At 54.7% G+C, this 12,024-nt stretch carries 9 protein-coding genes; 5 read left to right on the top strand and 4 right to left on the bottom strand.

Translation table 11 applies throughout. The features are described from left to right. Positions 1 to 188 precede the first annotated feature (188 nt). The 3 genes from AC2FLJ_RS21315 to AC2FLJ_RS21305 are packed head-to-tail and all read right to left on the bottom strand — an operon-like array spanning position 189 to position 2,644. Entirely contained in the window at positions 189 to 1,268 is a 1,080-nt protein-coding gene (locus tag AC2FLJ_RS21315; RefSeq protein WP_496707529.1) for a helix-turn-helix domain-containing protein, read from the bottom strand. A 60-nt stretch (positions 1,269 to 1,328) separates the two neighbouring features. Then, entirely contained in the window at positions 1,329 to 2,075 is a 747-nt protein-coding gene (locus tag AC2FLJ_RS21310) for an anti-sigma factor (RefSeq protein WP_496707527.1), read from the bottom strand. After that, positions 2,072 to 2,644, bottom strand: coding sequence for an RNA polymerase sigma factor (locus AC2FLJ_RS21305; protein ID WP_496707525.1), 573 nt, complete (start codon positions 2,642 to 2,644; stop codon positions 2,072 to 2,074). Before AC2FLJ_RS21305 ends, AC2FLJ_RS21310 begins: the two co-directional genes overlap by 4 nt. A 48-nt stretch (positions 2,645 to 2,692) precedes the next feature. Between AC2FLJ_RS21305 and AC2FLJ_RS21300 the strand changes: the two genes are divergently transcribed. The 3 genes from AC2FLJ_RS21300 to AC2FLJ_RS21290 all read left to right on the top strand — a co-directional run bounded on the left by AC2FLJ_RS21300 (position 2,693) and on the right by AC2FLJ_RS21290 (position 7,129). Beyond that, entirely contained in the window at positions 2,693 to 3,637 is a 945-nt protein-coding gene (locus AC2FLJ_RS21300; RefSeq protein WP_496707523.1) for a c-type cytochrome, read from the top strand. A gap of 87 nt (positions 3,638 to 3,724) precedes the next feature. Further along, complete coding sequence (locus AC2FLJ_RS21295) at positions 3,725 to 4,741, top strand: Ldh family oxidoreductase (protein ID WP_496699215.1); 1,017 nt, start codon at positions 3,725 to 3,727, stop codon at positions 4,739 to 4,741. Positions 4,742 to 4,822: 81 nt separating this feature from the next. Then, a complete protein-coding gene (locus tag AC2FLJ_RS21290; RefSeq protein ID WP_496707521.1) occupies positions 4,823 to 7,129 on the top strand; it encodes a Tex family protein in 2,307 nt (768 codons plus the stop codon). 28 nt (positions 7,130 to 7,157) lie between these two features. On the opposite strand, the gene AC2FLJ_RS21285 is transcribed toward AC2FLJ_RS21290, so the two are convergent. Further along, the gene (locus AC2FLJ_RS21285) at positions 7,158 to 8,417 is read right to left on the bottom strand and encodes a replication initiation protein (RefSeq protein ID WP_282121591.1); all 1,260 of its coding nucleotides are present in this window, start codon (positions 8,415 to 8,417) and stop codon (positions 7,158 to 7,160) included. A gap of 578 nt (positions 8,418 to 8,995) precedes the next feature. Here AC2FLJ_RS21285 and AC2FLJ_RS21280 point away from each other — a divergent pair. Then, positions 8,996 to 10,381 (top strand): AAA family ATPase, encoded by a 1,386-nt coding sequence (locus AC2FLJ_RS21280; RefSeq protein WP_496707519.1) that lies wholly within the window; start codon positions 8,996 to 8,998, stop codon positions 10,379 to 10,381. Next, positions 10,374 to 11,441 carry a ParB/RepB/Spo0J family partition protein gene (locus AC2FLJ_RS21275; protein WP_496707517.1) on the top strand — a complete coding sequence of 356 codons (1,068 nt, stop codon included), beginning with the start codon at positions 10,374 to 10,376 and terminating at the stop codon, positions 11,439 to 11,441. The genes AC2FLJ_RS21280 and AC2FLJ_RS21275 overlap by 8 nt, the downstream gene beginning before the upstream one ends. Positions 11,442 to 12,024: the final 583 nt, after the last annotated feature.

Here is a 12,024-nt window from a genome sequence, read left to right as displayed (position 1 = left end):
CATGCAGCATCCATCGACACCATCTTGAGGTAGATGCTGCCATTGTACCCAAAGAACCATCGGCGCAACCTGTTTCCCAGCGGAATTGCGACGGTTCTCTCGGTCTTCGTCTGAGTAACTGAAGCACATGAAAAGACCGAAGACCAAGCCGCGCTTACTGCCCGGACATATCGCGGGCTGTTCAAAGATTACAGCGTCGCGGTCCAGACCCGGTAACGCCCCTGCCCCGTTACCTCTCGGATCAAGCCGCGCCCCATAAAACGGTCGATATTGCGTTGCACCGCAGCGCGCGAAGCCTGCGTCAGGTCCTCGGCAAGCGGCGCCGACACCATGGGCCATGCGGTCAGCGCGTCGATCAGGCGCGGTGGCGTGCGACCGCTCAGGTCACTTGTCGCCTCGCGGGCACGCTGATCCCAGGCGCTGACCCGATCCAGGTGCAACAAGGCCGCCAAAATCGACTGCCCTGCCCCTCTGATCCAGGCTGAGAGTTTCTCCTGCGGCTCACCAACCCCGCGCAACGCCCCCGGACCCGACAGCGCCAACGGCATGAAGATCGCCCCACCCCGCCCCATCGACGCAGCATGTCGGGCTGCAATGATCGCTGCCTCAGTGTCCTGACCAACGCCTTCTGACAGGGCGCGCCAGGCATGAAACCCGATTGCGGCCTGCGTGACGGGATGCAAGCCTTCTGCGTTCTGCATAATCTCAGCCAAATCGGCGATCGCCTCTGGCATGTCTTCGATGCCCTGTGACATGCGATCAAGAAATGCGGTCAGGCCAGTGGCCCAGCCGTCTTCTGCCGGGCCAGCCCCCGCCGTCAGACGGCGCACGGCCCAGCCTGCCCGGAACATCGCCTGGACATCATCGCCGGTTGCGCCAATCCGTAATCCGACCCACAATGCAAGCCGGTCGACACCGATCCTATCCCCTGTCCACCAGCCCAGATCAGACACATCCATCAGCGCCAACCGGTGTCCCCACCCTGTCGGCCCTGCGCGCAAACGTTCGTCCAACGCCCCAAACGTGGCCGCCAGTTCCGCCAGTTCATAAGACAGCTCGGCCTGCGCCGCGCGCCAATCCCTTGGGTCAAACAGAAGACGGCGATCGACTGCCGGACCGGGGGGCAGAAATACGCCCTGTGCCATACCTTCATCGGGAGGGAGGAACCAAAGATCATCTTCCTCAGCCGGGTCGATGTCATAGATGCTGGGAGGACCGATCGCGTCGTCGTCCTCATCCGGGTCCGGCATCACAGGTTTCATCGTCATGCCCGCTATATTTCGGACATTTCGTGCGGTTCACAAGACGTATTCCGCCCTGCCCCCCGGTCAACCTGCGAATGTTGTGGTCAGAATGTTCAGTTGCTGGTCAAGATCGGTCTGCTTGCTGCTGCCGATTAGCATATAGCCATATCCATCCTGCGCCCATGTCGCAGTGGCAACACCACTTATCGCCGCAAGTTTGACATCCTTTGCCGGCGCACCTTCCCCCTGGCGGATCACACAGAAGGCCAGCGGCTGGCCCTGATCATCCGCAAAAACTACCTGGATCAGAGGTTTTCCCTTAAAGGACAGTACCTGAGCGCGCTTCAATTCCAGCCCGGGCAGCGTCTCAAGTGTGTCCCGGTTAAGCGATCGGCCCAACTGTGCCTCAGCCCGCGCAAATTGCGCATCCAGCGCAACCGGAGAACTGTCCAACGATTCAATCGTGTCCGGCGAATAAAGCGACTGATAGATTGCTGCCTGTTCGGCCCAACCCATTGGCTCTGGCCGTGTCGCCCAGAAAGTTGCGGACACGGCCACGACGGCAACCGACGCGGCAACTGCCATCAAGCGCCAGAGACCGCCTGAGGTGTCGGCCGTACTGACCGGCATTGGCTGCGGCAATTCAATCTTCGGCTCATCCGCAGGGATGTTGTCAAACACTGATTGCACCACAGATGCCAGCGGGTCCAGTGTCATCAGGCGTTGTTCCAGTGCAAGATCGGTTTCGATCGCCGCTTCGATTGCGGCGGCCTCGGCCGCATCCGCATTGCCTTCCAGATACGCCCTCAGCGTCTCGTCGGAAAACTTCATTTGCCACTCCGTCGAACGGTGTCTGCCGCATCATGCTGCATCACGTTTTTCAGTTTTTGCCGGGCGTTGGACAACCGGCCCATGATAGTGCCTATTGGCACCTCCAGCAACGCGGCGGCTTCGCGGTAGCTGTATCCTTCAACAAACACAAGCATGACTGTCTCCCGCTGCGCTTCTGGCAACTCCATTACTTGTGTAAACACCTCAGCGGCGAAAATATTCGTTTCTGAATCCGGTCCGGTCGCAACCAATTCGGCCTCGGGCGTTACGGACAGCGCCTGGGCCTTACGCACCGAGCGTGCGCGCACCTCATTCAGCCAGATCGAGCGGCAGATCGTCATCAGCCAACTGTCCAGCCGATCATACGACGTAACCTGATGATGACGCTCCAACGCACGCAGACACGTCGATTGCAATAAATCATCGGCAACATCCGACGCCCCCGAAAGTGCAAGACCAAACCGCCAGACCCGTTTGGAATGCGTCTGGATTGCGCCGCGCACGGCCTGTTCGGAGGAAATATCGGGACTCATCGAATAAATCGCGACCTGTGTGTGTTTGCTTTTCACGGACCGGGCCCGCGGGGTCAGGACTGACATAACCCGAGGAGGAAAGAAATGAAACTTCTGTTGAAGGCAGTCACGATTGCGTCGGCAATTGTTGCAACCCCGGTTCTTGCGCAAACTTGGACGCTGGACCCTGAAGGCTCGCATCTGGCCTATGGTTCGATCAAAAAAGACACCGTGGGCGAGGTAAACTCTTTCACAGGCCTCTCCGGTCAGGTTGGACCCGACGGGAAAGCCGATATTGAAATTGACCTTTTGTCGGTGGAAACCAATATCGACATTCGCAATGAACGTATGGTCGAATACGTGTTCCAAAAAGCGGGTACAGCTTCACTGACGGCGCAGTTCGACATGGCAGATGTAACGGCCCTGAGCGTTGGCCAAACCACGATTGTCGATGTCGATGCGATGCTTTCGTTGGCAGGCACAGAAGTAGCGTTTGATGCCGAGATGTTTGTGGCGCGCCTGTCTGAAACATCCGTCTTGGTTTCAACAAATGACATGGTGTTCATCAGTACAGAAGATGCAGGCGTCGATGCTGGTGTGGAAAAGTTGATGGAATTGGCCGACCTGCCCGGCATCACCCGGACCGTACCCATCACAGCGCGTCTGATATTCAACCTGGACGAAAAGACAGCCCAAGCCGAACCTGCCGCCACCGCCGTAACTGCTGCGGTTGCTATCGAAGGTGACGTCAAAGCAGGTAAGAAGGTGTTCCGTAAATGCAGCGCTTGCCACAAGTTGGACGAAAACCGCCATACGGTGGGCCCATCGCTTCACCGCATTATCGGCGCTACGGCGGGTCAAGCTGACGGATTTAAGTTCTCGGAACCTCTAAAGGGGTCGGGTATCGTCTGGACAACCGACACCCTGACCGCCTTTCTGGCGGATCCCAAAGGCACAGTTCCCGGCAACAAGATGCAGTTTCGCGGCCTGAAAAAGGAATCCGATATCGTGAATGTGATCGCCTATTTGCAAGCCGAAGCACAGGGTTAAACCTGAACCAATCCAATAAAGCGGGTTCCCTTTACACGTACCGCCACGCTATCCCTTGTCTGACCTCAGACAAGGGAGACGCGCGGCATGAGCGACACGGTCAAACTGACACTGGACGAGATCCGAAACCTCAGCCTGTCCATCCTGACCAAGTCGGGGTTTGGCCCGGAACACGCGGCCGCCATTGCCGATGTATTGACGACCTGCCAGGTCGACGATTGCCAATCTCATGGGTTGTTCCGCCTGTTCATGTGTAATGACACCATGAAGACCGGCAAGATTGACGGGCATGTGGCCCCGGCTCTTGCGCCTTCGGATAATGCCATTGTTCGTGTCGATGCGCGCGGAGGCATGTCTTTGCTGGCTTTTCGCGAAGCATTGCCTGTGCTGATCGAAAAGACCCGCACCCACGGCATCGCTGCAATGGCAATCAACCGCTGTTTTCACTTCTCGGCCCTTTGGCCCGAAGTGGAAAGTCTGTCTTCAGAAGGTCTGGCCGCGATGGCGATGGTGCCCAGCCACAGCTGGGTCGCACCGGCTGGGGGCACTCGGGGTAGTTTGGGTACGAACCCGCTGGCTTTCAGCTGGCCGCGTCAGGGCAAAGACCCATTCACGTTTGATTTTGCCACCAGCGCCTTTGCCCGTGGTGAGATTGAGCTTTATCACAGGGCGGGTAAGCCCCTGCCCGAAGGCGTCGCCATAGACAAATATGGAAATCCGACCACTGATCCGCAGACCGCGATGGAGGGGGCGATGCTCACCTTCGGCAGTTACAAAGGCTCGGCCTTGTCGATCATGATCGAGCTGTTGGCCGGTCCGTTGATCGACGACCTGACCAGCCTGGAAAGCATGGAGTTTGCCGAGGGCCAAGGCGGCGCGCCCTATCACGGCGAGATCATTCTGGCTTTTGACCCCGCCCAGTTCAGCGGTGGTCGTGCCGCAGCAAATGATGAGCGCGCCGAACGCTTGTTTGCCGACATCGTCGATCAGGGTGCGCGCCTGCCGTCGCAAAGACGTTTTGCTGCTCGCGCACGCAACACCGCCCGTGGACACGTTGAGATCGCGAAAACCCTGTACGAAGATTTGCTGGTTTTGGCCGAATAGGTGTAAGGCCCGCGATCTTCTCTTTCCCTTAGCGGTGCGGCTGGCTAAGAAGTTCCTCCCAATTGAATTCAGGAGGCCCCCTTGGACCGCATCGCCCGCACCATCGCCACCGAAATCAACGCCCGCGCCGAACAGGTCGGTGCAGCGGTAAAATTGCTGGACGAAGGGGCCACGGTTCCATTCGTGGCGCGTTACCGCAAAGAGGTGACTGGCGGGTTGGATGACACGCAACTTCGAACTTTGTCGGACCGTTTGACCTATCTGCGCGAACTAGAGGCGCGGCGCGCAACCATCCTGAGTTCAATCAAGGATCAGGACAAGTTGACCGACGAGTTGGCGAAATCCATCGCGCAGGCAGACACCAAAGCCCAACTGGAAGACATCTACCTGCCCTACAAGCCCAAGCGCCGCACCAAGGCGATGATTGCGCGCGAAAACGGGCTGGAACCGCTTGCCGATGCAATCCTATCGAACCGTTCCACCGATCCCGAAAGGCTGGCACAGGGTTACATTAGTGATGCGGTTCCCACAACAAAGGACGCATTGAATGGCGCGCGGGACATAATCACTGAACGGTTGACTGAAAACGCCGCCCTTCTGGGTGAATTACGGAATTTCATGCAACGCGAGGCCTTGCTGACCTCGAAAGTGATCGAGGGTAAACAGCAAGAAGGCGCCAAATTCAGCGACTACTTCGATCATTCGGAGCTTTGGGCCAAGACCCCATCGCACCGCGCCCTGGCAATGTTACGGGCTTCGAAAGAGGGGATCGTGACGCTGGACATCGCCCCCGAGCCCGAGGCTGGCGCCGCGCGAGCCGAAGCTATGGTGGCTGCTCATCTGCAGACACGCAGCGATGCACCCGGTGATAAATGGCTGCGGAAAGTTGCCGGCTGGACGTGGCGGGTAAAACTGTCCCTTGCGATGATGGTCGAGCTGATGGCCGATTTACGCAGCCGTGCACAAGACGAAGCAATTCATGTTTTTTCCCGCAATCTCAAAGACTTACTGTTTTCCGCACCTGCCGGCGCGCGGGCTACCTTGGGGTTGGACCCTGGAATCCGAACCGGCGTCAAAGCCGCAGTCGTTGATGCAACAGGCAAGGTGGTTGCGACGGAAACCTTGCACCCATTCCAACCCAAGAATGATTTGCGCGGATCGCGGGCGGCGATCCTGCGCTTGATCTCAGCCCATAAGATTGACCTCATCGCTATCGGCAACGGCACGGCGAGCCGCGAGACCGAAAAGATGGTTGCCGACACGTTAAAACTGCTGCCAAAGGGCGTCAAAGCCCCAACCAAGGTTGTCGTTTCAGAAGCCGGAGCTTCGGTCTATTCGGCATCAGAATTGGCCGCGCGTGAATTTCCAGACCTAGATGTATCGCTGCGTGGCGCTGTTTCGATTGCCCGCCGCTTGCAGGATCCGCTGGCAGAACTGGTAAAAATCGAACCAAAATCCATTGGCGTCGGTCAATACCAGCACGACGTTGATCAACATCGCCTGTCACAGTCGCTGGCTTCCGTAATCGAAGACGTTGTGAATGCTGTGGGTGTGGATCTGAATACGGCCTCTGCCCCCCTACTCTCACACGTTTCTGGTCTTGGGCCCGGCCTTGCGGAGGCAATTGTTATGCATCGTGATCTCAACGGCGCGTTCCAGTCCCGCAAGGAGTTGCTGCGCGTCGCGCGTCTTGGGCCGCGCGCCTATGAGCAGTGCGCAGGTTTTTTACGGATACGGGATGGCGTGGAACCCTTGGACGCGTCCTCGGTGCATCCAGAAGCATACAAAATTGCGAAACGGATCGTATCTGCCTGTGGTCGTGATATTCGCCAAATCATGGGGCATGACGGTGCCTTGAAAGGGCTGCGCGTAGAACAGTTCGTGAATGAAGATTTTGGCCTTCCGACTGTGCAAGACATTTTCTCAGAGCTGGAAAAGCCAGGTCGTGATCCCCGCCCTAGTTTCGTGACCGCTTCGTTTACTGATGGGGTCGAAGAGATTACCGATCTGAAACCTGGAATGGTGCTGGAAGGGACAGTCACCAATGTGGCCGCGTTTGGCGCTTTCGTCGACGTGGGCGTGCATCAGGACGGTTTGGTCCATGTCAGTCAGCTTGCGGACAGGTTTGTCAAAGACCCGCATGAAGTGGTGAAAACGGGCCAAGTGGTCAACGTCACCGTGGTCGAGGTTGACGTGCAACGCAAACGTATTGCTCTGACCATGCGAAAGGATGGCGGAGCTTCGGCGCGTAAAGAACAGGACGGCAAGGGTACAGAAAAACGCCCATACCGCCCAAAAGGGAAACAGGCGCAATACGCAAAATCTAGAGAAAACGCGCACCACAGCGCACTTGGTGACGCCCTAAAATCTGCGCTCAAAAAGCAATAGCCCTGGATGAACGTTATTGAAACAACGCTCAGGTGAAAGCTTCCGGTTCAAGCTCCTCCCAGAATTCAAATATCTTTGTGGCGTTCAACCCTGATCGCCACCCATGAGCTCTGAAATGTTCTCGGTCGAGATCATTATCAAGGCCCGATAGAAAGAGCCGCTTGTCGGCATCGCGTTGCGTTGGGTTTCGCCGCGAAACCAGGTCCTCAACAATTGCCAATCGCCGCGCACGTTCGGTCCGCTCTACAGTTCTTGCTTCGTATTCCTTGTCCTGCTGCTCTTGTTCGGCAGTCCTGCGTTTTACAGCTTCACCCACCGATGGGCCTGGCACCGCCGACGTCTTCTTTTCTGGCGCTTGATAGTTGTCCCGCAAGGCAGCGGACAGGAAACCAAGAGTCGATTTAACTCCATCCCTGCCCTTGGCATATTCGAGCTTTTCCCGAACATAGTCTTCGCCATGTTCAGAAATCCATTGTCGCGCCAACCTGTCGGACACACCTTGCTGGCGCAGCGTCTTGTAGATTGTCAGATTGCGAACGCCATCTTCATCATCAATCTCAAACATCGCTTTCTGCGGGTTACCCTTTATCAGGAACCGGATATCTGTAACTGTGCGGCCTTTCTTCTGGAATTCAGGCTCAATGAGAATATCAGAGCTTTTGTTAACTTCGGCGACAGCTGGTTTAATGATCTTGGCATTCAGGTGCTTGAAGCTGCCATAGTAATCGCTTCCGTCGACCCCCATGAGCTTTCTGAAGACATCCAACGCCCACCAACCCGTCGATCCTGTCCGGACAAATCGATAACAATTTTCATAAAGCGCTAAGCCGTGTCCTGAACTAAAATTTCTCTGAATCTGGACATTTATTAACGCGTAGATTTTCGGATCATAAAGTTTCTGCGCCAATGCTGGTGAATACGCGTATTCACAGATTCCATTCTTCAACTTCGCAAAACTCAACAAAGATGAAACACCCCATTCCTGGCGTCCCTGCTCATCCAACATGTCCCATTCAGCGACCGTTTCAGCCAGAGCGCGCAAGCTTGCTCGCAACGTGTCAAAGTCGTTTGAGTTATACCCAACCATCATCGCCAACGTCCGGGCGTCAATTGTATGGGTCGGGGCGGACGTCAGCGCGTCATATGCATTCAACAACAACACGTTCGACAACTTGCGTTGCAACAGCGTCAACTTCCCGCTGATGTGAATCGCGGCGACGTTTTTCTTAACTGTCTCCCGACGCAACGCGCCTGAGAGGTTGTCCATGTTTACTTGTGTATCCGGCATGATTCTGCCTGGCTGCTCGTTTGCTCATTATTTGCATGATAGGTACCTGAGTTGCAAACTATTTTAGGTGCCTATATACAGGATGACGCCGATCCTGTGGACGGGTACCTTTCGAAGTAAGCCCAAAAGTTATCCACAGAAACGCATGGGAAAGATTCGCACGAAGCAAAGAACACGCAAACTCTCGTGCCCTGAACCCTAATTTAGAGCCTTTTTCAAGGTAGATACTGGCGTCCTGAGAATCGGGCCCCATCTAACCGTAACTTGGCGCCATACGTCCTGTACTTGGGTACCTATAATCCCGTATGCGGGTCCCCTTGACCCTGTAAATGGTTACTCAACAACATTTAATCTCTTGTATTAAATAGTTTTTTTCACGCCAAAGATTCTAAATTATACAAAATAACTAAACGATTTGTTGCGTTCTGCTTTATTGATTCTTCAAGTTTCGTGGCGAAACCTGGCGGCAACTACAACTTCAGTGGAAAAAACAAAGAGGGAGGATAGCCTCTCATCCAAATGTTCGCTACATTGCGTTATATACGCCGCCAAGGCGAACATTACCTGAGGTACCGACAGTGAATAAGAACAACCAACCTCCCCTGCCCCCTTATCTCAATCTCGATCCGGAAAAAGCAGCTGCAAAGCTACCTGATCCTATTGGAACTTCACGATTCGCTAAAGCTGCTACTTTCTGCGCAAAAGGGCGCGAGGATTTAGCCAGGAGAGGTTACGCACCCGACGGTGAAAAACGGTTACGTCGTTTCTCTATCTGGGAGATCACCAAATACTTAATTCCCGTAGCGCCAGCTCACCTAAGACGCGTCCTCAAAGCAAATATCGAGCTCCCACAAGGCGAGGGGGAAGCAGGTTCAAAGTGGTTTACTCTTGAAGAGGTTCTGACGCTTAGAAAACACTTTGCCGCGGAAGGTGTCAGTACTAAGGAATACTTGCCATATCGTCCGGAAGGCCTGCCTGCCAAAGTCGTATCAGTAGCGAACTTCAAAGGGGGCGTTGGCAAGACATCAACCGCGGCTCACCTTGCTATGTCTGCGGCATTAGATGGCTACAAAGTTCTGGTGATTGATCTAGATAGCCAGGGATCGATGACGTCAATTCTTGGCGGAACAGTTGCGGACGAGTGGCAAACAGTATTTCCGCTGATAGCCAAAGATTACGCGAGGGCTGTTCAAGAAGAGAACCGTGTCCGGCAGGTTGGCGGGCAGGCCGAAATCCCTTTGGATGAAACACTGCAAGAGGCGCTAGCAACAAGTCCAACTGATGTTATTCAGAAAACCCATTGGCCCAATATCGACCTTATAGGGGCCCAACTGAATTTGTATTGGGCAGAGTTCCAGATCCCGGTCTGGCGTATGGGGTTAAAAAGTTGGCCATTGTGGGATGGTCTGACCAACTTTCTTGAGACTGAAGGTGTTCTAAACGATTACGACATCGTATTCATTGATACCCCTCCTGCACTTGGGTACCTAACGATCAACGCATTGGCTGCAGCGGATATCCTTTTGGTCCCGCTTGGAGCGTCATTCCTGGAGTTCGATTCAACCGGCCGCTTCTTTGACATGCTGTATACGACGTTCGCAAGTATCGAAGATGGGGAGAACACCGCCCAGCGAGCAGCCGGATTGCCAGAGTTGAAGTTCGAATGGGATGTCGTTCGGGCAATCATTACCCGATTTGATGCCAGCCAACAGACAGATATGGCGAACGTGATCCAGGCGTATTTTGGTGACTTCATGAACGCTTACCGACAGGACTTCACTGCTTTGGTCGGGCAGGCGGGTGAACAAGTGAACGGTATTTACGAGGCTGACTACCGAGATTTTAACCGCGAAACCTATGTCCGTGGACGTGAAACTTTTGATCGTACCTACGCGGAATTCAAAGAAGTTCTAATAGGTTGTTGGTGGCGGGATGCCCAAATGGGAGGAGAGTCGAATGGCTAAACGTAGAAGACTTGCTGTTCCAAACACAGCGGAATTAGAAGAGTTGGAGGTGGGTTTCGCCGCGAAACCTTCTTTGAACCCGTTTGACGGTACAACGCCTACACCACCGATTGCACAGGTAGCAGCAGAGGCTGCATCCTTAAGCGGAATGGCGACTGTCACGGACCGTGTGGAATTAGCCAAGGATCAAAGCGACGCAGCAAGGTGGCGAGACGCAAAGGATGCGGGTTTGGTGGCTGAAATGCTACCGATTGAGTCGATTGATGCTGAGTATATTCGTCGAGATCGGATGGTCGAAGACGAAGAGGCTATGGCGGAGCTTTTGGAGTCTTTGAGAACAAACGGGTTGCGTACACCTATTGAAGTGACGCGTGAAGGCGAAAGCTATGGTCTTATTTCGGGGTTCAGGCGCTTAAACGCTTTTAGACGTTTGTCTAAAACAGATGATCGGTTTGCAACCATTCCTGCCTTCGTGAGAGGTGCTGGTTCGGGGCAGGGGGCTTACGTATCGATGGTCGAAGAAAATGAGCTACGCTCTAACCTAAGCCCATACGAGCGTGGACGTATCGCAGTTCTGGCAGTAGGGCAGGGGATATTCGAATCTACCGAGGCAGCAGTCGATGTCTTGTTTGCAGCTGCCTCCAAAGCCAAGAGATCAAAAGTTCGCAGTTTTGCTATGGTCCATGAAGCTCTCGGTGACCTGCTGCAACATCCTGTGGCGCTTTCGGAGAAGGCGGGTTTAAAACTCGCATCGGCGCTGAGAGGGGGGGCTCAGAGCAAACTTCGTCGTGCACTGGCAGAGGCAGAGGTTATTGACCCTAAAACCGAATGGGACGCTCTGGAAAATGCAATGAAGTCGTCTCCTCCGCCTGCTACCGATAAGCCCCGTGGCGGGCGTCCGCAGCTAGTCCAACCGTTGACACCGATCAAGTTGGGTGGAGGGGGGACAGTACAGGCCGAGCTGTCACCAGATGAAGTTCGCATTCGAGTCCGAGTGCGGGGAGTATCGACCGAGGATGCTCAAGAACTGATAGAACAGATCGCGCGCCACCTTGGTTAGTTTAGTGGCGAAATCAGAACAAAGCGGCTGATGTACGTTTCCATTGGCCGCATAACATCTAAAAGCTCGCGCAAATGCGGATCATCAATATAGTGAGCAAAAAGCTGTTTTAATGATCATTATGGAAACTGGCGCTGTGCTATCATAATGCTCCTTGAACTCAAGTTTGCGACAGATCATGGCTGAGCGCGGTTAGAGGGGGGGGGGGCTGTCGCAAACTTTGCCTCTACCTGTCAGGTCGAGTGCGTTCCTGGTCGCGTGCACAAGAACATGACAGGAGCAGGCCGTGACAATCTCGTTGAAGGCGCGCATTTTCCGAATGACGTGATCACACTCGCGGTTATCTTCTACCTGCGGTACGGAGTGTCTTACCGGAATCTGGACGAAATCATGGCCCTTTGCGCAGTAAGGCTATAGCCGCGCCATCTACTCGTCCAACAACCAGAATAGACTACTCAACATGACCCCCACATCTCAGGTGCTTGAACCATGTCGCCGAGATGGGGACAACAAATTTATTGGTCCAGAACCAAGGGTTTGCAAACGCAACGATCCGCTTTTGGAGACACAAATTAGGCCGTTT

The organism is Ruegeria sp. CDSA034, from assembly GCF_059612275.1.
This window is presented reverse-complemented; position numbering and strand designations above follow the sequence as displayed.

Bases quoted from the DNA above. Each gene is read 5' to 3' on its own strand.
- AC2FLJ_RS21315 (WP_496707529.1), bottom strand. From the start codon at position 1,268: ATGACGATGAAACCTGTGATGCCGGACCCGGATGAGGACGACGACGCG.
- AC2FLJ_RS21310 (WP_496707527.1), bottom strand. From the start codon at position 2,075: ATGAAGTTTTCCGACGAGACGCTGAGGGCGTATCTGGAAGGCAATGCG.
- AC2FLJ_RS21300 (WP_496707523.1), top strand. From the start codon at position 2,693: ATGAAACTTCTGTTGAAGGCAGTCACGATTGCGTCGGCAATTGTTGCA.
- AC2FLJ_RS21295 (WP_496699215.1), top strand. From the start codon at position 3,725: ATGAGCGACACGGTCAAACTGACACTGGACGAGATCCGAAACCTCAGC.
- AC2FLJ_RS21285 (WP_282121591.1), bottom strand. From the start codon at position 8,417: ATGCCGGATACACAAGTAAACATGGACAACCTCTCAGGCGCGTTGCGT.
- AC2FLJ_RS21275 (WP_496707517.1), top strand. From the start codon at position 10,374: ATGGCTAAACGTAGAAGACTTGCTGTTCCAAACACAGCGGAATTAGAA.